Here is a 21,790-nt window from a genome sequence, read left to right as displayed (position 1 = left end):
TCTGCGAAGCGGCATGAAGAATGCCGCATCGCGCCCGGGACACGGGGAGGTCGTCCTTGCCGGGCTTGACCCGGCAATCCATCCTCTTCCGAAGATGGATGGATACGCGGGTCAAGTCCGCGTATGACGAGATGGGTGAATCGGTTAGCGCTTGACCCGGCCATCCGTCTTTTGAAAGACTCTTGCGAAGAGATGGATGCGCGGGGTCAAGCCCGCGCATGACGGGAGATTTGTTTTTCATACCGCCCCGGTTTTGCAGCGACCGCTCCGCGAAGGGCTAGGCGCTACGCTGCGTCCGGGGCGCGGATCGTTCACCAAGTAGAAACACCCCTGCGATAATCTCTCCGGCATCACCTCGGGGGAGGGGCTCTTGACGTTTTCAGCATTCGCGCGGCGCGCGATTTTTGCCGTTGCCTTGATTTTCGCAAACGCCGGCCTGCATTTTGCCGGTCTCGCACAGGCGGCCGGCGCGTTCGCCGTGGGCAAATGCGGCGCCTATGGCCAGGCGTTCGACTATCCGGCCGAGGCAGGTGCGCTCGCCGCGGCCCGCAAGCAATGCAAGGGTCAGTGCACCACGGTGACGATGAAGCGGGCCTGCGCGGCGTTTGCCGTCGACATGACCAACCCCTGCGGCGCCCACGGCTATGCCGTCAAACCGCAGATATCCACGTCGCTGAACGCCGCGACAAAGCAGTGCTACGACTTCGGCGGCAAGGAATGCGTCATCCGCGCCTGGGCCTGCGACGCCAAGGGATAATTCCCTGATAGCGTGGGATCGGTTGAGCGCAGCGGAACACTGCACAGCGGGCGCCGCTGCGATGCGCGCGACGGATCCGCGACGGCGCTGGCGCAGTTTCCTCACCTCATGGTCGCTCCCTTCATCGCCGCGGTGATCTGGCACGGCCTGTTCAAACGGCCGTCGGGCTGATGCTCCGAGACTATTCCTGTGGACGTCACCCGCCTCCGCCGCGTCAGCCTGCGGACATCGATCGGAGATCGGAGAGCCTATGCGGCGCCCTTAGAAAGCGACCGAGCGAAAAGGCCGCCAGATCGACGGCGGAATGGCCATGGGCCGCGATCTGCGCCAAGACCTCTCCTATCGCCGGCGCGAACTTGAAGCCGTGTCCCGAGCAGGCGCTGGCAAAAACAACATCTTCATTCTCGATCGATCGATCGATCGATAATAAAGTTCTCGTCGGGCGTCATCGTATAGATGCAGGAGGTGCCGCGTGCCTCGCGGACGAGCCCTGGAAGCGTGGGATTGAACGCTTGCCACAACTCGTCGGCTTCCTCGCGGCGCGCGGGTGGACGGGGCTGGTCCAGGTCGACGTCGGAAAGTTGCTTGTTGTGGAAGCCTATCTTTACCCCGCCGCGAACGTCGCGCCATTTCGGCAATCCGTAAACGAGAGAGCCATCGGTTGTCTCAAGCAAGAAAAGCGGAAAACGCTCGACGGCGAAATTTGTCGCGCTGCCCGGAACCGGATCAAACCAGAAAACCGGAATCCGCTGTGGTCTGAATAATGTTCCGACATCGTGGGGCAAAAGCCGCGGCAGCCACGGACCCGCGGTAACGATCGCCTTGCCGCAGTGAATCGACCAGCCGCGGCCCTCGATCGCGAGACTCTCGCGTCCCTTGCGATTGATGGCGGTAACGGGGTCGCCATAAGCGATCGTCGCGCCGGCTGCCACGGCAAGCCGGAGGAAAGCCAGTCGCGCGCTCTCGGCAAAGAGCATAAGCGCGCTTGGTTCGAACACGCCCTCGACATCGTCACCAATCTGGAACGCAGGGAAGCGTGCGCGGATCTCGGTGGCGTCCAGAGCTTCGTGCTCGATCCCGCAATTCCGGGCCGTTTTCAGAGATTTGCGGACAAGCGCACTTTTCGGCGACCCAAGGAACAGCCCACCCGTTCGATGACACACTTCCTGATCTGTCGCCTCGTTCAGCGCAAGCCAGCCGTCAAAGGCGCGATTGAGCAAAGGCACATAGTGTTCTCCCTCCCAATACGCCCGACGAAAGATCCGCGTGTCGCCGTGGGAGGAACCCTCGACATGCGAGGGGCCGCGGGCATCGATGCCGACGACCTTTAGCCCCACGCGCGCAAGGTGGTAGAGCGCCGCGGCTCCCATGATCCCAAGGCCAATGACGACGGCGTCGGAGGTCGGTCTGGCAATCATGGCGCATTCTCCCATTGTAGTGGTTTCTAGACTTCTGAGGGAACGGCCACGCCGGCTAGGGATGAAGACCGACGTCGATGTGTGCGAGCAGCTTCGATCAGTACGATGCCGAGCGCCACCCAGATGAGGACAAGACTTGCGACGGTGTTTGTGCTCAGCACCTGCTTGTAGAACGTCACGGCTAGAATGAACTGTGTAGTCGGCAATATATATTGGAAGAATCCCAGGGTCGACAACGGCAACGCACGGTTTGCCACGGAGAACAACCACAGCGGTATGATGGAAACGACACCGCATGCGAGGAGGATCGCGACCTGACCGTTGGGCGCAGTGAGGGGGTAGCTGAAAGATATTAGCCCGAGGCTGGATGCGATAAGGATAGCGGCGGCGAGCACAGCCGTTTCAACGGCCAATCCGGGAACCGCGCCAAGTGGCCCGAGTTTGCGGAGGATGCTATAGCAGCCAAAGCTCAGCGCGATCGCGGCATATACCCAGACATTGAGCTCGGCGCTTCTGATAATGAGGAGGAAGACGGCGGCAATCATGATCAGAACGGCTACGCTCTTGGCTCTTGTCAGGCGCTCTCGAAGGAAAATGGTCCCGCACGCAACACTTAAGAGCGGTGCAATGAGATAACCGAGCCCGGTTTCCACGACTTGGCCGTGGATCGAGCCCCAAATGAACGCGCTCCAGTTCACCGCAATGGAAATTCCTGAAAGCGAATAAATCAGAGCGTTTCGTGGAACCGCCGCCTCTCGTATCGTGCTGCCGAGATTGCCCGCAAGCAGAAGTATGGCGAGCAGGACGATAAGTGATAAGAGAATGCGGTAGGCTAGCAGTTCAGGGGCGCTGACGGCTCCTAAAAGACGCCAGTAAAGAGCTGATACTCCCCAGAAGAAATAAGCGAACGTTGCTGAAAATATCCCCTTCGATGTCGTGTTTTCGTGGTCATTCATCAATTTAGTTCCTCGTTGTGAGAGGTTGTTACAGATCGACAACCACCACCTCGGTTATCTCGTAGAACCAAGTGAAATGATTGCCTACCCTGAGGAACGCGGATCGGTGCGCGTGGCGCCATTGCTCGAATTCTTCGAGTAAGTCAGGCGTCGCGTTCTGCCAAGATGGTGTGTAGAACAATAAAGGGATCTCCACGCGCTCCAGCAGTTTGAACCTCAGCTTTTGCCTATCGCCTTGCAGTCTCTTGTTGCCACGGTTGAGAACGTCCGCAATCCCCACGAGAGAGTTGAGACCCACGATCGCCCGTCCGCCCGAAGCTAGGCGACCCGGAAGCTGCGCAAGGAATTCGACCAGCACGTCGTCGCCATAGAACATGGCGCTGAGATCGAGACCATTGGCGGAGTGGCGAAGCTTCGATTTCAGTGTTTCCGACGGAGAACGCCAGCCCGGAGGGTTGAAAACGATCAGGTCAAACCGCTTGTCCCATCGCGTTTGCAGTGCTTCGAACAGGTTGCCTGCCCGGTAAGAGACGATCGTGTCACCGAAATTGCGTATCTCATTCGCTCGCGCTGTCGTTACCGCTATGTCCGAAATGTCGGTCGCGATAATGCGAGTGGCTCCCATTTCGCGCATCAGCAGCGCTTGTACGCCGCTGCCGGTTCCAAGGTCCAGAATGCTACCCTGCAGTTCGCTGTGCTGAAGCGCTTTGAGCAGGTGGCAGCCGAGCGCAAGCCCGGCATCACTTACGCGGAACACTTCTGGATTGTCGGCAAGAGAGAAGAGGTGCCCCAAGCCAAGGTAAACGTCATAGCGCGCTTCGGCTGGCAAATTCTGCGCGGAGATTGCGTGCGTATCGTATGCAGCGATCGGCGTCATGAAAGCCTCATGTCGTTGAGATTCGGTTGAATTGATCCGACAGCTGACGCGAGCGGGCGGTCGACGCGGCGAGTGCCTCGAGCACAACTAGCTTCAGCCGACCAGCTTCGAACGCTGCAATGCCGCGTTCCGTGGTGCCACCAGGCGTCATAACTTCTCGGCAAAGTGCACTGGGCGAGCGCCGAGACTTGACAATAAGCTGGGCGGTGCCTTGAAACACCTCAGTCGTCAGGCGAACGGCCTCGTCCTGCGAAAAACCTTGCGCTTCGGCGAATATGCAGAATGCATCGGCGAAGTAACTCACGAAAGCCGGACCGCCGCCGCAGATTGCGGTTGCAGGGTCGACCATTTCCTCGCTGCCTACTCTCATGGACGTGCCGATTGCCGAAAGGATCTTGTGCGTGCGTTTAAGGGTCTCGGGCGTGACGGTCGGCGGTGCGTAGAACACGGTCAGCCCGTGGCCGATCTCCGCGGGTGTATTGGGGATCGTCCGCACGACCTGATTGCCGCCGAGTGCATCGGAGATGGTTGCGATGCGGACGCCGGCCATGACCGAGATGATCGGAACGTTCTCGGGAATGCGAGCGCGCGCGGTTGCCGCGAAATCGAGGAAAACCTGTGGCGGGATCGCGAGTACGATCGCATCGCCGACCGCCGCTTCCAGATTTGCCGTCGACGAGAGCCCGAAGTCGGATTGCAGCCGAGCGCGGCGTATTTCGCTTCGCTCGACAATAACAAGTTCGCCTTCCGGTTGCGAATTACGCAACCCGCGTATGATCGCCAGACCCATATGGCCCGCACCTACGATCACATTGCGAGTTGGTTTTGGCACTGATTATTCCGATATTTTCATTTTCCGCTGCCTGCGGCGCGGTTTTGCGCTTGCTCTAGCCTCGCAGGTTGCCTGACAAATCATGATCCCGACAAACCAGAAAAACACCGCAAGCCACTCAAAAAAACTACCGTGACAGAAGCGCTGCGATGGTGACGATGCCGTCGATTTCTCGGGTTGATGAATCGGCGTCATCTACCTCGAGACTCGGAAGTGACGCTGAATGCCATGGCAAATGTCCCCGGTCTGCTGGGCATACGTTGGCGAAGCTCAATGTCTCCGGAGCAATCGATGGTGGAGACATTCCCGTCCGGTTATCACCCATGACGCCCTAGGATTGATGCAAATGATCCGCTGGTTCAAGCAGCTTTGGTGCGCCCATCGCGGCCATCCTTACCCGACGATCACAGTTCCGAATGCTGGAACGCGTCCGCTAGACCGGAAAACTGATCAGACATTCTGTCGGAATTGCCGAGCGCTGCTCTACACCGAATTCACCGATAATGCCGGAACGCAACAGATAAGTCGTAGCTAACTCTCCGCTCCCGGCTTTTTGCCTGCGCCGATACCGAGCAGCGACTGAAGGCTTGAACGGCTAGAAGCGCCAGTGGAAGCGAGCTGTCATATCGGTTTGATAGTCCACAGAAAGACTAATGCGCCGGTTCTTAAAAAATTATGCTATTGTAAGTTGTTGATAAGAGGATCACACTACTCGCAATCTTGCGTTGTCGATTGGGAGAGGAAACAGCAGATGTCCTATCGAATGCCACCGCTAAATGCACTGCGGGCCTTCGAAGCCTCGGCGCGCCACCTCAGCTTCAAACAGGCCGCTAACGAACTCAACGTGACGGCCGGTGCGGTGAGCCAGCACGTGAAATCCCTCGAGGATCTGTTGGGCGTAAAGCTCTTTCGGCGCCTTCACAAATCGTTGGCTATGACGCAGGCGGGGCAATCCTATTTGCCGGCGCTGCGAAATGCGTTCAGTATCATCTCGGACTCCACCCAAAGGATTGCATCAAAGCGCTCGGCAGAGGTGTTCTCGATCGGAGTGCAAGCCGCATTTGCAGTAAAGTGGTTGTTTCCCCACCTTCCGCTGTTCTTGCGGAACAACCCCCATGTCGATGTGCGGCTGGGCTCCTCCATCGAGCTCGAGGAAGTTCGCCAAGGCGTGGTCGATGCGGTAATTCGCTACGGAACCGGCCATTTCCCTGGGTTCCGGAGCACGCTAATCCGTCCGGAGCGGCTGGATCCGGTGTGCAGCCCTCGCCTGCTGGCAAGCGGCCCGCCTCTGGCGAAACCGGAAGACCTGCAGCACCATATGCTGCTGCACGATGAGTTTCGCGAGAGTTGGAGAACGTGGTGTGCTGCTCGGGAGATAGACGGCCTGGACCTTACGAAAGGTCTGTGCTTCGCCGATGAGCATCTCGCATTGAAAGCGGCGATTGAAGGGTTCGGCGTAGCGCTCGGCCAGGACATCCTGATTGAGGAAGACGTTCGGTCCGGTCGTCTGGTTCGGCCGTTCGGCGATGGCCTGGAACGAAACAGCGGATACTATCTCGTCTGCTCCGACGGCAATGCCGATTGTGCGAAGGTGAAAATGTTTCGGGAGTTTCTCGCCACCGGTATCAAATCTTGGAACATTCCCGACACTGGCCATCCCGAGATCGGTGTTCAGGCGCAGGTCAGGGCATTTACAAGACGGGCCGCTTCAACGGTGCGAAGGCGCGACAGTTAGCTTGGCTACGTTGAACGAAAATCTCTGGGCATCATAGCCGCGGGCTTGCGACTATCCTGGTTACTGCGAACCTGGTCAAACAAGCCGGTATGGATTACGAGACGAGCGGGTGTCTGGCCGATTGCCTTTAATCGTAACTATCAACCCCCTAACACCCTCCATTCGACGACGATCCTTCCCAGCCCGTGCGTGGGCATCGGCTTTGTTCCAACGGATCGCGCCCATCTCCCGGCAGGCGCCGTCGCGGAGAACGATTTTTACTGCCGCGTCAGCACGCCGATGCGTCCATAAATACCGTTACGATGATAGCTGTCGGTGACGTATCCGGCGGCAACGGACCACTCGAGTGCGTCAAGCGTGAATCCGGTCAGGTGGGCGCCCATGCGATATTGCGCGCTGAACTCGTCCCGCGATACCGAGATTTCCGGACCTGCCCAGAACCGATCGAGCACACGCCGGCCGGCGGCGGCGCGGGCGCTGTGGCTGGCGGCGTTGGTGGATGCGGAGAACGCCGACGTCAGCATCATTTCCGGCATCGGTTCCCACCACAACTCGGCAGCGGCGCGGGCGCCGAAATAGGTGCCGCGAAGCTTCGCAGCGGCTACGTCCGGTGTTGCAGTCCGATTTTCAAGTTCGGGACCGGCAAAGACTTTCAGTTCAAGCGTGCCCTGCTTGAACCGCCACCCGGCGAGCGGGGAAACGCGCACGATGTCGGTGCTTGAACGCGCTGCGCCGGCGTCATGGCGTTCGACACCGCGCGAGACGAACAATCGCGTGATAAAACCATCATTGTTCAGGCCGTCCGGCGCCCAGTAGAAGCCGCCGTAACCGGTGCGGCCGTAACGCCAGATATCAAAGCCTGCATAGAGCAGGACGCGCTCCGCCTTCGTTCCGCCACTCAGTCCGTCAGCTTGCGGCATATCCGGCTCCAGGGCCTGTGCCAGCGCGTGATCGCTACAGGCCACGGCGACGGCGACACAACACGCACGCAACGCATCACCCCGACGCATGGCAACCCGACCCCAACCCTACGACACCGGGTGGAATTAAATGGGGTAGGTATTGCTCGTCTAGCGCAGGATCGGAGAGTGAGCGTGCGACATATACTCAGAGTTGCAGCGGCAACAGATTTTCGATTTTCACGCCAAGGCGGTGTTCGATGATCTGCGCGACCCATTTGCGGTGGCAATGGTGGTGATCGCGCTCGTAGCATAGCAGGCAGACCGGCCCCGCCTTCATCGCCAGTGACGACAGCTCGTCGAGTTCTTCCTTGGCCTGCGTCGTTTTCAAATGCTTTGCGTAGATGCGTTCCAGACTGGTCATGTCGCCGCTGCGGGCGGCGAGGCGGCCTTCCTTCGGCGTTCCCAGCCCCTTAAAATGAAGGTAGGAGATGCCGCGCTCGTCGAGTGCGGCGGCGAGCTGGTTCTTGGAAAAGCCCGGACGACGCGACGAGACCACCGCGCGCACATCGACGAGCAGTTTGACACCGGCGTTTTCCAGTTCGTCCAGCACCGCTTTGGGCGGAGCCTGCTCATAGCCGATGGTGAAGAGCTTTTTGATAGGTGCCATGCATCGATCCAAAACCGTCCTCATTCCGGAGCGTCGACAACGGGCCCGGGCCAACGGCGCGTTCCGGAATGACGGCTGCGCGTTGCCGTCGCTTGCGGTATATCGCATAGTCGGTTTGCGACAAAGCGCTGGCCGGCGCAGCTACGGAGATTCTTCCGATGTTTCGATTTGCCGTGCTGGCAGCGATTGCGATGGCGGGTGCGCCGTTGGCGTGCGGGCCGGCGCAGGCGCAGGCCGCCTATCCCAACCGTCCGGTGAAGATCATCGTCCCGATCGGTCCGGGCGGCAGCTACGACATGGTCGGACGTCATGTCGCCGACGCGCTGTCGAAACGGACAGGTCATGCATTCTTTGTCGAGAACAAGCCCGGCGCCGGCACCGTCGTGGGTACGCAGGCCGCGGCGCAAAGCGAGCCCGACGGCTATACGCTCGTGATTGGCGGGCTTTCCAACATGGCGTTCAATTCAGCGCTGTATTCGAAGCTGGGCTATGACCCGCGCAGGGATTTCGTACCCGTCGCGCTGATCTACAGGTTCGGTTACGTGATGGTCGCTCGCCGGGACATGCCGCAGGCGGCGCTGCAGGATATCGTCGCGGCCGCCAAGGCCGATCCGGGCTCGATTTCGGTAGCCACCGCGGGCGTCGGCACTGGCCAGCAACTGGTGGCCGCCGCGTTCATGAGAGCCTCAGGGGTGAAGCTGCTGGAAGTGCCGTACAAGGGCTCACCGCCGGCGTTCACCGATTTGCTCGCGGGGCGCGTCGACCTGTTTTTCGACTCCATTGCGGCCGGACTTCCTTATGTGCAATCCGGACAGGCCAAGGGCATCGCGGTGCTGTCGTCGCGGCGCAGTCCGCTGGCGCCTGACGTGCCGACCATGTCGGAGGCCGGCGTGTCCGGCCTCGACGTGGATTCCTGGCTCGGCATTTTTGTGCCGGCAAAAACGCCGCCCGAGGTGATCGCAAAATTGCGCCACGAGATCCGCGCCGCGGTGCCCGACCTCAAGGAACGCTTTGAGAAGAGCGGCGGCGAAGCCTGGGATGTGCCGGACGACAAGCTCGACGGCTTCGTAGCCTCCGAATACGAGACCTGGACAAGACTGATCCGCGACGCCGGCATCAAGCTGGATTGAGCGTCTCGGGCCGCCGACGCAGCGCAGCGCGCGGCACCTGCGGAGCGGCATGATCGGCGATGCCGCGCACCGCCTTAATGCCCCACCCGCATCCCGGATACGGCGCTATTTCACCCGCGCAATCAATTCCATCGCGCCGGCGGGCGCGCGCAGTTTGCCCTCGTGGATGACATAGGCGAATACGTCGCGCGGCATCTTCTTCGGCTTGGTGGTGTCGATCCGCGGCAGATCGTCGGGCTCGCCGCCATCGGCCCAGATCCGAAGGCGTTTCGCCCAGGCATCCAGCGCCTTCGGCCGATAGCAGGTCTTCAGCTTATCGTCGCCCTTCTGCAGCCGCGCGTAAACGAAATCGCCCACCACGTCGGCGATAGCGGGATATTTGCCGTGCTCGGCGAACACCACCGGCGTCTCGAATTTCCGCAGCAGCGCGATGAAATCCGTCGTGCAGAAACTGTCGTTGCGCACCTCGACCACATGGCGCAGCGCGCGCCCCTCCAGCTTGCGCGGCAGCAGTTCCAGGAACTTGCCGAAATCGGCCTCGTCAAATTTTTTCGTCGGCGCGAACTGCCACAGCACCGGACCGAGCCGGTCCTTGAGCTCCAGCACGCCCGAATCGTAAAACCGTTTTATCGAATCGCCGGCTTCGGCCAGCACCCTCCGGTTGGTGGCGAAGCGCGGGCCCTTGAGCGAAAACACAAACCCGTCCGGCACCTCGCGCGCCCACTTCCTAAAACTCTCCGGCTTCTGCGAGCCGTAATAGGTGCCGTTGATCTCGATCGAGGTGAGCTTTGAGGCGGCGTAACCAAGCTCCTTCGCCTGCGCCAGCTTCTCCGGATAAAACACCCCGCGCCACGGCTCGAAGGTCCAGCCGCCGATGCCAATGTAGACATGGGCAGGGTTCGCGGCAGCGGCATGGACGGCTTTAGTCATTTCCACATTCTCTTTTCCTGGCAATCCGGCCACAACAACGTCACTAGCGAGACGACAAAGGCCGCGGATATTAGCAGGAATTTCAAGGCGGCGAATAGCGAGGTGATAAATGGCACCGGCTGTCGCGCGTCCATCCCGATCATCCAAAGCAAGCCGAAATTTTCGACGATGTCGCAGGCGCCGGCAAACAGTGCAGCCAGGGCGGCGTACCCGGCGAATCGTGCGAGTACCGGTCGGTTGCGATAATTTGCGTACCGTGCCGCGGTGATGCCAAAGGCAAACACCAGATACGCGTATGCAACGATAAACAGGAAATCCCATAAGATCTGCGGAACGGGGTGAACATTTTTCCAGGAATTCACGATGCGCTGGGCAACCTCGGTATGCCAGGCCAGTTCAAGGGAAACAACGCGCATCGGCGCATCGGCAGTTTTCAATGCTTCTCCGTTGTGGGACAAAAGCCACCCCAGAAGAAATGTCGCAGCGAGCGCAATAAGCGGAGCAGGCGTTCGGACCGAGCTACCGAGCAAGGCTACCAGTTTCTTCCCGCTATCCATGTTCCAGGTCTCCGGCCAAGGAAGGCGCCGCCCGCCCTTGCGGAACGTCCTCACAACCCTCATGTAGGCTACAACGGCGACGTCGACGCGTCATGGCTCCGGCGCTGGGACGACCACGTAATGATAAGGCTGCGCCGGATGTACGCGCGCCTGTTGTTCGTGGTCGTTGGCATTTTGGGCTGGTTTGGCCCTTTAACCGCTCCAGGGCCGGTGTTTTGGCTCCCGCGCCTTGGCATCGTCGGGTGTCGGCGATATACGCAGGCGCATGAACGAAGCCATCAGATCGGGGCAGGGGGCCTCGCCGCGCGCCGTTGTGACGCCGGAGCTATCGGTCGTCGTCCCCACCTTCAACGAGCGCGACAACGTCGTTACCCTGTTCCACAAGCTGGAAACGGCGCTGGCCGGCCACGCGTGGGAGGTCATCTATGTCGATGACAATTCCCCCGACGGTACCTGGGAGGTGGTGCGCCAACTGGCGCAGCAGGATTCGCGCGTCCGTTGTATCCGGCGGATCGGGCGGCGCGGCCTGTCCGGCGCCTGCATCGAGGGAATCCTGGCGTCGAGCGCGCCGTGTGCCGCCGTGATGGACGCCGACCTGCAGCACGACGAAACCCAGTTGCCCAGCATGCTGGCGCTGCTGCAAGGCGGCGAGGCCGACCTCGTCGTTGGCAGCCGCTATATCGAAGGCGGCAACGCTGACAGTTTTGACAAGCAGCGCGCCGGCGCCAGCATGCTGGCCACTGAAGTCGCCAAGCGCGTGCTGCGGGTGGAAATCGCCGATCCCATGAGCGGATTCTTCTCGATCCGCCGCGACCGCTTCGAACAACTGGCGCCGCAGCTCTCGACGCAAGGTTTCAAGATCCTGCTTGATATCGTCGCGACCGCCAGCGGCAGCCTGCGCATCACGGAAATTCCCTACACATTCGGCTCGCGGCTGCATGGCGAGAGCAAGCTCGATTCCATGGTGGCGCTGGATTTCGTAGGCCTGGTGCTGGCGAAGCTCACGCATGACGTGGTGTCGCTGCGCTTCCTCCTGTTCGCGATGGTAGGCTCGATCGGCCTGTTCGTGCATCTCGCGGCGCTGTTTGTTGGACTCGAAATATTCAATCTGCCGTTTGCGGAGGCGCAGGCCTGCGGTGCGATTCTCGCCATGACCAGCAACTTCCTGCTCAACAATTTCCTGACCTATCGCGACCAGCGGCTGAAAGGTTTCGGCATTCTGCGAGGGCTGTTGTTGTTCTACCTCGTCTGCAGCGTCGGCTTGCTTGCCAATGTCGGCGTGGCGTTCTCGGTCTACGATCAGGAGCCGATCTGGTGGCTGGCGGGCGCCGCCGGGGCGCTGATGGGCGTGGTGTGGAATTACGCCATGTCGGGCCTGTTCGTCTGGCGCAGGCAATAACCGCAGCATGGGCCCGGGCGAAGCGCGGCTTGTCTGTGGCACGGTATTGACCATCGCGGCGCTGCTGGTGCTGCGGCTGGTTTGCGCGGCGTATACGCCGCTGACGTTCGACGAGGCTTATTACTGGACCTGGTCGAAGCACCTTGCGGGCGGATATTACGATCATCCACCGATGGTTGCGTTGGTGATCCGGCTCGGCACGCTGATCGCCGGCGATACCGAACTGGGCGTGCGGCTGGTGTCGGTTTTGCTGGCGCTGCCGATGAGTTTTGCGGTTTATCGCAGCGCCGGGATTTTGTTCGGCGGCCGGCGTGTGGCGGCGACCGCAACCATTCTGCTGAATGCCACGCTGATGGCCTCCGTCGGCACCATGATTGTGACGCCGGATGCGCCGCTGCTGGCAGCTTCGAGTTTTGTGCTGTTTTGTCTGGCAAAGGTTCTGGAAACCGGGCGCGGCGCCTGGTGGCTCGCGGTCGGCGTCGCAGTCGGTGCCGCGCTGCTGTCCAAATATACCGCGCTGTTCTTCGGGCCGGCGATCCTGATGTGGCTGATCGCGGTGCCGAAGTTGCGGCGCTGGCTGATTTCGCCGTGGCCCTATCTCGGCGGCGCCGTGGCGTTTGCGATTTTCACCCCGGTGATCTTATGGAACGCCGATCATCACTGGGTTTCCTTCACCAAGCAGCTCGGCCGGGCCCGGATCGAGGATTTCACGCTGCGCTATGTCGGCGAATTGCTGCCGACGCAGGTCGCCTTTGCAACGCCGCTGGTATTTATCCTCGGCGCGATGGGGCTTTATGCGCTGCTTCGGCGCAATGCCGGAGCGGCCGGCGCGCGCGGACTGGTCGGTTCGATGTTCTGGATCATCACGCTGTATTTCATCTGGCATTCGCTGCACACGCGGGTCGAGGCCAATTGGTTCGGCCCGGTCTATCCGGCGTTCGCCATCGCCGCCGCGGTTGCCGGCAACCTGACGCGGTGGGATCCGCAGCGCCAGCGCACCGTGGATTTCTGCCTGCGCTGGGCGGCGCCGAGCGCCATCCTTCTGTTCGCACTGCTGGTGCTGCAGGCCAACACCGGGGTGCTCACGGGCTATCGCCGCGATGCCACTGTGCGCAGCGTCGGCGTCGGCTGGCCTCAGTTGGCGCGCGAGGTCGAAACCGTGCGCCTGCGCGAGGGCGCGACCTGCGTGCTGGCGCTGGACTACGGCACCACGAGCTGGCTCACATTCTACCTGCCGAAGGGCACCTGCGTTGCGCAGCGCGGCCAGCGCTTCCGCTGGGCGGACAGGCCCGAGCCCGATCCGACCCTGCTTAACGGCAGGCTGCTGTACGTCGATGAGGTGAGGGCGGCCGGGCAGCCCTATCTGAACAAGGCCTTTACGCGAGTCGAGAAGGTCGCGGAACTCAAGCGCAAGCGCGGACCGTTGGTGATCGAGAACATCGAGCTCGACATACTCGAAGGCCCCAAAGGCGACGTGTTCGACCGCGCCCCGCCGCCCGAACTTGCGCAGTAGCTCGCGCCGTTATTACAGGATGCGAGCCATGGCGCGCATGCCCAAGATGATTCCGTACTTTCAGAATTTGCGTTTCACTGGCGGCGGAACAAGTTCTGCGATTCGTCCAAGACATTCTTCCTGGGTCGCGTGCGGTCCGGAAACAAACGTGCCGCTGACCTTGGTGCTGTACCAGCCGGATTCGACGCCGAGGCGAAGTGATTCTTCGGTTTTGACATGGCGGGGCGAGAGATTTTGCATGCGGGGTGCTTTCAAGCTGAGCGCTGATCCTTGTATTTCAGCGCGAGGTGAATTGATGGGCGAGCTTTCGTTTTCGTTCATCTCTCATCGGACAGCCGGGCGAAGTCTGCCAGCACGGCCGCGATCAGATCGTGGTGATGGGTGTCCGAGGTAGCGAGACCGCCGGCATACAGGTTGAGGACATAGCGCGCCTTCGCAGCCGCTTCAGGCCACGAGCTGGCCGGCGCCGCAAGCAACTGGCTTTCAAGAATCCGCTGGCGGTCGCGCTGCATTTTCGCGTTGGCTTCGACTTCCGCCACCACGCGCCGTATGTCGGTGGCCTTTTGCGAGGCCATGCCGCGGTGCTTGTCTAGATCGACGGGGGTCTCGGTCATCCAGGCAGGTCCGCGTCGATGCACTGCGCATCGATCAGGTCGGCGGCGTGGACGGAAACCATTTCCATCGACGAGGCGCGCGGCGCCGCCGCCGGCACCATCATCATGGTCGCTACGCGGCGGTAAGACGCAAACGACAATCCCTCGATCATCTCTTCATCCGTGACGACTTCGTAGGCGCCGGCCGGGAGCAGGCGATCGATGCCCTTGATCCGGAACGGATGTTTGAAAGTAATGGTTTCACGGCGCGAGCGCATGGTCATCATCGCCTGCCTGCATGGATTTGCAGCAGCTGGAATTGCGTATGGTGGAACATGGATCGACCGTGCGCTCTTTCGGCCGGATTAGCTATTTGTTTTTGGGCGGAGCGGCGCTTTTCGGAATCGAACAGGGGCAGCTATTGCCTTGAATTCAGTGCGGTTCGTCGCCTATGGTGAAGACGCTTGGACTATTTGAGTAGCCGCCGGTCGCGCCAAATCGTGCGCCTCCGCTTCGATATTGCCCTCCGCACGCCCGAAGCAGGAATTACCGCATGAAGATTCGTGTCGGGTACGAGATGATCTACGATTTTCCACAACCGACCCCCATGATCATGGTGCTGGGCACGCATTTTACCCGCGCGTCCGACGTCATCGTGCCCGATCATCTGACCACAAGCCCGTCGGTGCCGATTACACCCTATCGCGACGGCTTCGGTAACTGGTGCAGCCGAATCGTCGCACCCGCCGGCCGGCTGCACCTTGCAGCCGATGGGATGGTGCGCGACAGCGGACTGCCCGATGTGGTTGTTCCTTCCGCGATCCAGCACGCGGTCGAGGATCTGCCGGCGGATACCCTGGTTTACCTGCTCGGCAGCCGCTACTGCGAAACCGACCGGCTTTCCGATGACGCCTGGAGGCTGTTTCAGAACACGACGCCCGGTTGGCCGCGGGTGCAGGCGATCTGCGATTTCGTTCACGGCCACATTGCATTCGGCTATGAGCACGCGCGCGCGACCATGACGGCGCTGGAAGTTTTCAACGAGGGCAAGGGCGTCTGCCGCGACTACGCCCACCTTGCCATCGCCTTCTGCCGCTGCATGAACATTCCGGCCCGCTATTGCACCGGCTATCTCGGCGACATCGGCATGCCGCCGCCCTGGGCCGCCGGAGACTTCGCTGGCTGGTTCGAAGCCTACATCGGCGGCCGCTGGTACACCTTCGACGCGCGCAACAACATTCCGCGGATCGGCCGCGTCCTGATCGCCCAAGGCCGCGATGCGTCAGACGTGCCCATCACGCAGACTTTCGGGCCCAATACGCTGGTCAGTTTCAGGGTGTGGACGGACGAGGTGAAGGAAGGCGCTTGACCCGCCTTCCTCGTCGTCCCCACCCCGAAACCCATGATACGCTGCATGTCGCAGCCGCGGGTGGTGCCGTTTCGCATGGCAAATCGCAGATGCCCAGAGGCGAGATCGATGCCGGCGCTTTGGGAGCAGCCGAAATGCGATGTTAAGCATAACCGACCGAGCCGCTCCACTGTTCTGGTTCCATCTGCCTTACATCCGCCCGCACTTAATCCGCATTTAACTAAAAGTCGCCTTAATGCCGCTCCGTGCCTTTGCGAGATGCTGTCGGAATTCGCTTCGGCAGCTTTTTAAGAGGGAACAAGGTGGAACCATTCGGGATGCGAGGCGAATGACGTACGGAACCGGCACGCGTTACGATTCGACGGCTTACCCTGTTTCATCCCGAAAAACCCTCTCGCGCATTTTGTTCGGCGCGGTGGCGCTCGCCTGTATTGGGTTGGGCTGGAGCATCGCTTCGCAGGGCTTGCATTCCCAACCCGATCAAACCGCGGTCAGTTCCGGCGTGGCGCCGGACGGCCTCTTCAGCTCTGAACGGCTAACCTTCAACGCGCGCTTCGAAGCGCTCGGCGCGCCCGAGGGAATCAGCGTCGTGCGAAAATCAGCGCCGGCTCCGCGACACGTGCCGGATTCGATCCGCAAGACCTATATGGCGCTGCTCGACGTGACCTATTCGCTGGGCTCGCCGCCCGCATCCTTCTCGACCGCCATGCCGCGTGGGGCCGATCGTCAATTGGCATTGCCCGATGTTCCGGATGCGCAGTCCGCGCCGGTTGCTTTCGCAGCGCCCGTGCAACATGCAGCGCAGAGCGTGCCGTTACCGGCCGCGCGCCCCTCGACGCTCCGCTTGATGGCCACCCGGGAGGTCGAGAAAGCCAAGCAGGCGATCATGTCGGTCGCTTCGGCCGACAAGCCGTCGATCTTTGAAAAACTCTTTGGCAAGCTGCATTCCGGACCTGCGCTCGCTTTTGCCTCCGCCGATATTGGCGATGTCGGTTTTCCCACCTTGAGCAAGGCGGCCAACCCGATGGGCAGCGGGATGTATGACCGCTCGACCGCGGTCTACGACATCTCCGCACGTACGGTCTATCTGCCAGACGGCACAAAACTCGAGGCACATTCGGGCCTCGGCGCAAAACTCGACGATCCGCGTTATGTCCACGTCAAGATGCACGGCGCTACCCCGCCGCATGTGTACGATCTGGAACCGCGCGAGGCGCTGTTCCACGGCGTGCCGGCGCTGCGCCTGAAACCGGTCGGCGGCGAGGACGCGATATTCGGACGCACCGGGCTTCTGGCACACACATATATGCTTGGCCCCAACGGCGATTCCAACGGCTGCGTCTCGTTCAAGGACTATTATGCGTTCCTGAACGCTTATCGGAACGGCGGGGTCAAGCGGCTCGCGGTGGTGGCTAAAGTGGAGTGACGGCGTTCACTTCGAGATGCCCGTGAACGCTCTTTGCAACCTCAGGTAATGATGCCGGAGCGCATTCCGGATTTGCGCAACGTTCCCGGCGCGGAACCATTTGCGCTGGCGCGGGTTCTGTTCAATCCCCGCTTGGCGGTTGGCCTTTCTCCCTGGCACCAAAGGATCGCGAATGCCGGAAGTTGTCGGTCCGACGGTGTCCTCCGTGACGTCGGATGCTCCCGCGCGGCTTGCGGGGATGCGCGGGCTGTTGAAAGAGATAACCGCCGATGCCCATGCGCGCCTCGATGCTACGTTCGCAGCGTTCGATTTGCAGACGCGCTCCGGTTATCGCCGCTTTCTGGAAAGCAATGCTGCGGCGCTCATTCCGCTTGAGATCGGCCTTGAAGACTTCGGCATGCGGCGCGTCCTGCCGGACTGGGACCAGCGTTCGCGACGACAAGCAATCATGGCCGATCTGGCGATTCTCGGCGGTTCGTCGCGCCCGTTGCCGCGCTCTGAATTTGCAGAGGAGGGCGCAGTGCTGGGCACCTTGTATGTCCTTGAGGGGTCTCGCCTCGGAGCGAGATATCTTCTTAAGGGAGTGGAAACGTCAGACGATCCCGTGATCCGGCAAGCGACAAACTATCTTCGTCATGGCGCCGCACACAAGTTCTGGTCGAGCTTCCTCACCGTTCTTGAAGACCGTTCGGCAATTGTCGACGAATCCGCCGTCATTGACGCCGCCCGTCGCGCGTTTGGTCTTTTCCAGAGCGCAGCGGCTGAGCGATGAACGAGCAAATAGATCTTACCAATTGCGACCGTGAACCGATCCATATTCCCGGCAGCATCCAGCCGCTGGGATTTCTGCTTGCGTTGCAGTCGGACTTTTCGATCTGCATGGCTTCCGAAAACGCACCGTCGTTTCTCGGCCGTGAGTTGAGCGATATTCTGGAGCGGCCGCTGGCTGATGTGCTGTCGTCTGCCGCGGTGGATGCAATTCACGCGCGCGCCGATTGCCTCGCGGATCCTGACGCCGTGGAACGCGCCTTTGGTATTGCCTTGCTGGACGGCGGGCCACGTTACGATTTCGCCGTGCACTTCTCCGGCGCCTATCTCGTCATTGAAGCCGAACCCAGCGTTATCGAGCCTGACGTTCATTCCGGCGAAGTGGTACGGCTGATGCTCGGCCGCGTCCGCAAGACCAAGGGCGTGGTGCAACTGGCGCAGGAAGCGGCGCGACAGCTCAGGATCCTCAACGGTTTCGACCGGGTGATGGTCTACCGCTTCCATCCCGACGGCGCCGGGGAAGTCATTGCCGAAGTTGCAAAGGCCGGCCTCGAACCGTTCCTCGGCCTGCACTATCCGGCTTCCGACATTCCACGGCAGGCCCGCACCCTCTATCAACGCAACTGGCTTCGTATCATTTCCGATATCACCGCCAGGCCGGTCGCGCTGACCTCGATCTCCACGCACAGCGCCGCGCTGCTCGACCTGTCGATGAGCGTGCTGCGGTCGGTGTCGCCCGTCCATATCGAATACCTGCACAATATGGGGGTCGCAGCATCGATGTCGGTTTCGATTCTGCGCGAGGGCAAATTATGGGGGCTATTCGCCTGCCATCACTATTCGCCCCGGCACATCTCATTCGAGCGGCGTACCGCCTCCGAGCTGTTCGGCCAGATGTTTTCCTGGATCCTGGAAAGCCGCGAGCGCGAAGCCGACGTCGCCTATGAGACGCGTGCCCATCAGGTCCAGGAGCGGCTGATTGAGGCCGCGGCAAGCCATGCCCACAGCCGCCGGGCCATCGCAGATTTCATCGCCGACTATCGCAAGATGATCGAATGCGATGGCGTTGCGGTATGGTCCGACCAGCAGATCACGCTGTCCGGCGACACGCCGACCGAAAGCGAGGTCAAGGACCTAGTCGCATTCATCAACCGCACCTCGCCCGGCCGCATCTGCGCCAGCGCGCAGATCGCCAAGGTCTATGCTGCCGGTGAATCGTTCCGCGACCGCGCCGCGGGTTTCCTCGCGATCCCGATCTCCCGCGCGCCGAGCGACTGCCTGATTTTCTTCCGCCGCGAAGTTGCGCGTTCGGTGAATTGGGCCGGAGACCCCGCAAAATCCTATGGCAGCGGCCCGCTCGGCCCGAGGTTGACGCCGCGCAAAAGCTTTGAACTATGGCAGGAAGTGGTGGCCGGCCAGTCGGCGCCGTGGTCCCCGGCCGACCTGCACATAGCCGAAAGCCTGCGTATCACGTTGCTTGAGGTGATCCTGCAGCTCGCCGAGCTTGCCGCACGCGAACGCAAGAATGCGCAGGAACGCCAGGAACTGATGATCGCCGAGCTCAATCACCGGGTTCGCAACATCCTGAGCCTGGTTCGCGGCCTGATCGCGCAGAGCGAGGAGACGACGCAAAGCACCGAGGAATTCGCAAGCGTGCTTGGCGGCCGCATCCAGGCGCTGGCGCGCGCGCATGACCAGATCACCAATCTGAACTGGGCCCCGGTTGCCCTGAAGGCGCTGGTGGCGGCCGAAGCGGGCGCCTATCTCGGTGCGCGCGCCGATCGTATTCGCATGGGCGGTCCTGACGTGGCGCTCGACCCGAAGGCGTTCGCCACGCTGGCACTGGTCGTCCACGAAATGATGACAAACTCCGCCAAATACGGCGCGCTTGCCGATTCCACCGGCCAGGTGGAGATCGTCTGGAGTGTCGACCAGGGATCCAGCCTGGTCATAGACTGGAAGGAAAGCGGCGGCCCTCCGGTGCAGCCGCCGTCACGGCGCGGCTTTGGCACAACGATCATCGAGCGTTCGGTGCCCTTCGACCTGCAAGGGACCGCCGAATTGCGCTTCGACCTGCTGGGCGTGCAGGCGCGCTTCGTGATCCCCGCCAATTACGTGGAGGTGATGGCGTCATCCGGCGTGGCGGTTCGTATCGAGGCGGAAAAACCGTTGCCGCCGCGTTTGTCCGATACCGCGCTGATCGTCGAGGACAACCTGATTATCGCCATGAGCGCCGAAGTGATCCTGCTCGAACTCGGCGCGCGCCACGTCGAGACCGCCGCGTCGGTACGCGACGCACTCAAGGCGGTCGAACACGCGACGCCGAGCTTCGCCTTGCTCGATCTCAATCTCGGCAGCGAGAACAGCGTCCCGGTCGCCCGGAGGCTGGCTGAGCTTAAAGTACCCTACATCTTTGCCACCGGCTATGGCGAACGCGCACCGATACCGCCTGAACTCGGACCGGTACCGGTTATCCAGAAGCCGTATACGCGTGAGGTGGTGGAGGCCGCGCTGGCGATAATGCGGGACGCGGGGATGCTGTAGGAAACGTGGCCAGCGTCTTAATTCGGCCCGTTCAAGGATTGAGCACAACGGCATGGCGGTCAGGCGGCTGGAAGGTGGCGCGGCGTGATTGCGCCGGTCCGGCGCGAAGCGCCAAGGCGCCGGCAGAGTCCGAGCAGCGGCCGTTCCACAACGATGTTGAGGGCGAGGCCGAGCGCCGCGACGATGCAGCTTGTGGCCAGGAGCAGCAGCAGCGGCGGGATCGCGGGAATAAGACCTGCGACAGCCTTGCCCGCCGGCGTTACCGTCTCGACCTGCGCAAGATAGATCGAGTAAGACGCATCGCCAAGCCGCGCCAGCGCACGCTCCGGCCATGACGGATCGACGCGCCTGCGGCTGCTCCAGGCCGCGGCCGCGACCAGACCGGTCGCAGGAATGCCGGAAACGATGACCCGGTTCGCGGGATCCATCACCAGCAGTGCCGCGATTGCGCAGGCCGCCCCAGCCAGCACGGGCCAACTGACCCGGCCATTTACGAATGCGTCCCCCACGATGACGCCGAGCACGAATTCGAGGATGATCGGATCGGCGAAGAATGCGTAATTCCCAAGGGTTGCGGCGACGCCGGGAAGCTGCCCGAGAATCGCGATGGCCGAAAACACCATCACGATGTTGCGCCAGACGTTGCGGGTCAGCACCATCAGCAATGCCGTAGCGAGATAAAAATACATCTCGTATTCCAGCGACCAGCCGACCGCGATCACCGGCGATTCTCCGTCGGTAAATGCAATGAATGCCAGCGATTTGAGGATATGGCGCGGCGTGTACCAGTTCGGCGTGCCGAAGATGGCGGGCAGCGTGATGGCAAGCATGGTGGCGGCGAAGATCACCAAAAAATACAGCGGCACGATGCGCTCGACACGGCGGCGCAGGAATTCCGCCGGCGTCCACTTTGCACGATGGGCGGCATAACAGATAATGAAGCCGGAAATGACAAAGAAAAGATCGACGCCGCGGCCGCCATAGGACAGCACAAAGGACACGGCGCTGTCCGGGACCTCAAAGCCGTTCGGCGGCATGCCCAGGGCATGAAAGGCAATCACCGCCAGCGCGGCGAAAAAGCGGAGGATCTGGACATAAAGGAGCATGCGGTGTCCTTGCCTGCGGTCCGGAACAGGATTGCGCAATTGCCCGCGCGGGCCAAGCGCCATCGCCGCCCGCGAAGGCTTTCGCGTGAACGGGGAGGTTTCGGAAACCTCGCTCGCGATCAGGAGATAGGGACGGGGACGCCGAACGGCGTACCTTGATAACGTCCGCGGAGTATTTCCCGATAACGCCGCGAAACAGTGGCCACGGCGACGCCGCGTCCCATCGCGGCGACTTCTTCGACCCCGGGCCCTGCCTTCCGGCACGAACACCCCCCGTCATTCCGGGGCGACGCGAAGCGGCGAGCCCGGAA

The 21,790-nt window shown here is 61.4% G+C and carries 22 protein-coding genes; 10 read left to right on the top strand and 12 right to left on the bottom strand.

The window, feature by feature from the left end; all coding sequences use genetic code 11:
* Positions 1-370 precede the first annotated feature (370 nt).
* The gene (locus tag ACFE72_RS12905; protein WP_375413488.1) at positions 371-757 is read left to right on the top strand and encodes a DUF4189 domain-containing protein; all 387 of its coding nucleotides are present in this window, start codon (positions 371-373) and stop codon (positions 755-757) included.
* A 12-nt stretch (positions 758-769) separates the two neighbouring features.
* Positions 770-928 carry a hypothetical protein gene (locus ACFE72_RS12900; RefSeq protein WP_375413487.1) on the top strand — a complete coding sequence of 53 codons (159 nt, stop codon included), beginning with the start codon at positions 770-772 and terminating at the stop codon, positions 926-928.
* A gap of 227 nt (positions 929-1,155) precedes the next feature.
* Here the strand turns inward: ACFE72_RS12900 and solA are convergent, their stop codons facing one another.
* Genes solA through proC form a run of 4 tightly spaced genes read right to left on the bottom strand, consistent with a single transcriptional unit; the run spans position 1,156 to position 4,819 of the window.
* Positions 1,156-2,175 carry an N-methyl-L-tryptophan oxidase gene (gene solA / locus ACFE72_RS12895; protein ID WP_375413486.1) on the bottom strand — a complete coding sequence of 340 codons (1,020 nt, stop codon included), beginning with the start codon at positions 2,173-2,175 and terminating at the stop codon, positions 1,156-1,158.
* A 26-nt stretch (positions 2,176-2,201) separates the two neighbouring features.
* Positions 2,202-3,131, bottom strand: coding sequence for an EamA family transporter RarD (rarD, locus tag ACFE72_RS12890; protein ID WP_375413485.1), 930 nt, complete (start codon positions 3,129-3,131; stop codon positions 2,202-2,204).
* A 28-nt stretch (positions 3,132-3,159) separates the two neighbouring features.
* The gene (locus ACFE72_RS12885; protein ID WP_375413484.1) at positions 3,160-4,008 is read right to left on the bottom strand and encodes a methyltransferase; all 849 of its coding nucleotides are present in this window, start codon (positions 4,006-4,008) and stop codon (positions 3,160-3,162) included.
* A 7-nt stretch (positions 4,009-4,015) separates the two neighbouring features.
* The gene (gene proC / locus ACFE72_RS12880; RefSeq protein ID WP_375413492.1) at positions 4,016-4,819 is read right to left on the bottom strand and encodes a pyrroline-5-carboxylate reductase; all 804 of its coding nucleotides are present in this window, start codon (positions 4,817-4,819) and stop codon (positions 4,016-4,018) included.
* Positions 4,820-5,591: 772 nt separating this feature from the next.
* Between proC and gcvA the strand changes: the two genes are divergently transcribed.
* A complete protein-coding gene (gene gcvA, locus ACFE72_RS12875) occupies positions 5,592-6,575 on the top strand; it encodes a transcriptional regulator GcvA (protein WP_375413483.1) in 984 nt (327 codons plus the stop codon).
* A 257-nt stretch (positions 6,576-6,832) separates the two neighbouring features.
* On the opposite strand, the gene bcsS is transcribed toward gcvA, so the two are convergent.
* A complete protein-coding gene (gene bcsS / locus ACFE72_RS12870) occupies positions 6,833-7,495 on the bottom strand; it encodes a cellulose biosynthesis protein BcsS (protein WP_375413482.1) in 663 nt (220 codons plus the stop codon).
* A gap of 187 nt (positions 7,496-7,682) precedes the next feature.
* Positions 7,683-8,144: a DUF488 family protein gene (locus tag ACFE72_RS12865; protein ID WP_375413481.1), complete on the bottom strand. Its 462-nt coding sequence runs from the start codon at positions 8,142-8,144 to the stop codon at positions 7,683-7,685.
* A gap of 158 nt (positions 8,145-8,302) precedes the next feature.
* On the opposite strand from ACFE72_RS12865, the gene ACFE72_RS12860 reads away from it, so the two are divergent.
* The gene (locus ACFE72_RS12860) at positions 8,303-9,274 is read left to right on the top strand and encodes a Bug family tripartite tricarboxylate transporter substrate binding protein (protein WP_375413480.1); all 972 of its coding nucleotides are present in this window, start codon (positions 8,303-8,305) and stop codon (positions 9,272-9,274) included.
* A 105-nt stretch (positions 9,275-9,379) separates the two neighbouring features.
* On the opposite strand, the gene ACFE72_RS12855 is transcribed toward ACFE72_RS12860, so the two are convergent.
* Positions 9,380-10,204, bottom strand: a complete 825-nt coding sequence (locus ACFE72_RS12855) for a DUF72 domain-containing protein (protein WP_375413479.1) — start codon at positions 10,202-10,204, stop codon at positions 9,380-9,382.
* Complete coding sequence (locus ACFE72_RS12850; RefSeq protein WP_375413478.1) at positions 10,201-10,761, bottom strand: hypothetical protein; 561 nt, start codon at positions 10,759-10,761, stop codon at positions 10,201-10,203. Before ACFE72_RS12850 ends, ACFE72_RS12855 begins: the two co-directional genes overlap by 4 nt.
* Before the next feature lie 265 nt (positions 10,762-11,026).
* Here ACFE72_RS12850 and ACFE72_RS12845 point away from each other — a divergent pair, with 265 nt between their 5' ends.
* Positions 11,027-12,160 carry a glycosyltransferase family 2 protein gene (locus ACFE72_RS12845; protein ID WP_375413477.1) on the top strand — a complete coding sequence of 378 codons (1,134 nt, stop codon included), beginning with the start codon at positions 11,027-11,029 and terminating at the stop codon, positions 12,158-12,160.
* Positions 12,161-12,167: 7 nt separating this feature from the next.
* Positions 12,168-13,673 (top strand): glycosyltransferase family 39 protein, encoded by a 1,506-nt coding sequence (locus ACFE72_RS12840; protein WP_375413476.1) that lies wholly within the window; start codon positions 12,168-12,170, stop codon positions 13,671-13,673.
* A gap of 60 nt (positions 13,674-13,733) precedes the next feature.
* Here ACFE72_RS12840 and ACFE72_RS12835 read toward each other — a convergent pair whose 3' ends face one another.
* The 3 genes from ACFE72_RS12835 to ACFE72_RS12825 all read right to left on the bottom strand — a co-directional run bounded on the left by ACFE72_RS12835 (position 13,734) and on the right by ACFE72_RS12825 (position 14,550).
* Positions 13,734-13,913, bottom strand: coding sequence for a hypothetical protein (locus ACFE72_RS12835; protein WP_375413491.1), 180 nt, complete (start codon positions 13,911-13,913; stop codon positions 13,734-13,736).
* A 77-nt stretch (positions 13,914-13,990) separates the two neighbouring features.
* Positions 13,991-14,287 carry a hypothetical protein gene (locus ACFE72_RS12830; RefSeq protein WP_375413475.1) on the bottom strand — a complete coding sequence of 99 codons (297 nt, stop codon included), beginning with the start codon at positions 14,285-14,287 and terminating at the stop codon, positions 13,991-13,993.
* Positions 14,284-14,550: a hypothetical protein gene (locus tag ACFE72_RS12825; protein WP_375413490.1), complete on the bottom strand. Its 267-nt coding sequence runs from the start codon at positions 14,548-14,550 to the stop codon at positions 14,284-14,286. The genes ACFE72_RS12830 and ACFE72_RS12825 overlap by 4 nt, the downstream gene beginning before the upstream one ends.
* Before the next feature lie 269 nt (positions 14,551-14,819).
* On the opposite strand from ACFE72_RS12825, the gene ACFE72_RS12820 reads away from it, so the two are divergent.
* The 4 genes from ACFE72_RS12820 to ACFE72_RS12805 all read left to right on the top strand — a co-directional run bounded on the left by ACFE72_RS12820 (position 14,820) and on the right by ACFE72_RS12805 (position 20,373).
* Positions 14,820-15,635, top strand: coding sequence for a transglutaminase family protein (locus tag ACFE72_RS12820; RefSeq protein WP_375413474.1), 816 nt, complete (start codon positions 14,820-14,822; stop codon positions 15,633-15,635).
* 328 nt (positions 15,636-15,963) lie between these two features.
* Positions 15,964-17,061, top strand: coding sequence for a DUF2778 domain-containing protein (locus ACFE72_RS12815; RefSeq protein WP_375413473.1), 1,098 nt, complete (start codon positions 15,964-15,966; stop codon positions 17,059-17,061).
* Between the two features lie 172 nt (positions 17,062-17,233).
* On the top strand, positions 17,234-17,833 hold the full coding sequence (locus ACFE72_RS12810) for a biliverdin-producing heme oxygenase (protein ID WP_375413472.1): 600 nt from the start codon (positions 17,234-17,236) through the stop codon (positions 17,831-17,833).
* The gene (locus ACFE72_RS12805; protein ID WP_375413471.1) at positions 17,830-20,373 is read left to right on the top strand and encodes an HWE histidine kinase domain-containing protein; all 2,544 of its coding nucleotides are present in this window, start codon (positions 17,830-17,832) and stop codon (positions 20,371-20,373) included. Before ACFE72_RS12810 ends, ACFE72_RS12805 begins: the two co-directional genes overlap by 4 nt.
* Positions 20,374-20,432: 59 nt before the next feature.
* Here the strand turns inward: ACFE72_RS12805 and ACFE72_RS12800 are convergent, their stop codons facing one another.
* Positions 20,433-21,479 (bottom strand): acyltransferase family protein, encoded by a 1,047-nt coding sequence (locus ACFE72_RS12800; protein WP_375413470.1) that lies wholly within the window; start codon positions 21,477-21,479, stop codon positions 20,433-20,435.
* Between the last annotated feature and the right edge of the window lie 311 nt (positions 21,480-21,790).

The organism is uncultured Bradyrhizobium sp., from assembly GCF_964252615.1.
Lineage (GTDB): Bacteria > Pseudomonadota > Alphaproteobacteria > Rhizobiales > Xanthobacteraceae > Bradyrhizobium.
The sequence above is the reverse complement of the archived record's forward strand: the minus strand, read 5'-3'. Positions and strand labels throughout refer to the sequence as shown.

Bases quoted from the DNA above. Each gene is read 5' to 3' on its own strand.
- rarD (WP_375413485.1), bottom strand. From the start codon at position 3,131: ATGAATGACCACGAAAACACGACATCGAAGGGGATATTTTCAGCAACG.
- ACFE72_RS12840 (WP_375413476.1), top strand. From the start codon at position 12,168: ATGGGCCCGGGCGAAGCGCGGCTTGTCTGTGGCACGGTATTGACCATC.
- ACFE72_RS12835 (WP_375413491.1), bottom strand. From the start codon at position 13,913: ATGCAAAATCTCTCGCCCCGCCATGTCAAAACCGAAGAATCACTTCGC.
- ACFE72_RS12810 (WP_375413472.1), top strand. From the start codon at position 17,234: ATGCCGGAAGTTGTCGGTCCGACGGTGTCCTCCGTGACGTCGGATGCT.
- ACFE72_RS12815 (WP_375413473.1), top strand. From the start codon at position 15,964: ATGACGTACGGAACCGGCACGCGTTACGATTCGACGGCTTACCCTGTT.
- ACFE72_RS12850 (WP_375413478.1), bottom strand. From the start codon at position 10,761: ATGGATAGCGGGAAGAAACTGGTAGCCTTGCTCGGTAGCTCGGTCCGA.
- ACFE72_RS12805 (WP_375413471.1), top strand. From the start codon at position 17,830: ATGAACGAGCAAATAGATCTTACCAATTGCGACCGTGAACCGATCCAT.
- ACFE72_RS12855 (WP_375413479.1), bottom strand. From the start codon at position 10,204: ATGACTAAAGCCGTCCATGCCGCTGCCGCGAACCCTGCCCATGTCTAC.
- ACFE72_RS12825 (WP_375413490.1), bottom strand. From the start codon at position 14,550: ATGACCATGCGCTCGCGCCGTGAAACCATTACTTTCAAACATCCGTTC.
- ACFE72_RS12820 (WP_375413474.1), top strand. From the start codon at position 14,820: ATGAAGATTCGTGTCGGGTACGAGATGATCTACGATTTTCCACAACCG.
- ACFE72_RS12885 (WP_375413484.1), bottom strand. From the start codon at position 4,008: ATGACGCCGATCGCTGCATACGATACGCACGCAATCTCCGCGCAGAAT.
- gcvA (WP_375413483.1), top strand. From the start codon at position 5,592: ATGTCCTATCGAATGCCACCGCTAAATGCACTGCGGGCCTTCGAAGCC.
- solA (WP_375413486.1), bottom strand. From the start codon at position 2,175: ATGATTGCCAGACCGACCTCCGACGCCGTCGTCATTGGCCTTGGGATC.
- ACFE72_RS12830 (WP_375413475.1), bottom strand. From the start codon at position 14,287: ATGACCGAGACCCCCGTCGATCTAGACAAGCACCGCGGCATGGCCTCG.
- ACFE72_RS12860 (WP_375413480.1), top strand. From the start codon at position 8,303: ATGTTTCGATTTGCCGTGCTGGCAGCGATTGCGATGGCGGGTGCGCCG.
- ACFE72_RS12800 (WP_375413470.1), bottom strand. From the start codon at position 21,479: ATGCTCCTTTATGTCCAGATCCTCCGCTTTTTCGCCGCGCTGGCGGTG.
- ACFE72_RS12865 (WP_375413481.1), bottom strand. From the start codon at position 8,144: ATGGCACCTATCAAAAAGCTCTTCACCATCGGCTATGAGCAGGCTCCG.
- bcsS (WP_375413482.1), bottom strand. From the start codon at position 7,495: ATGCCGCAAGCTGACGGACTGAGTGGCGGAACGAAGGCGGAGCGCGTC.
- ACFE72_RS12845 (WP_375413477.1), top strand. From the start codon at position 11,027: ATGAACGAAGCCATCAGATCGGGGCAGGGGGCCTCGCCGCGCGCCGTT.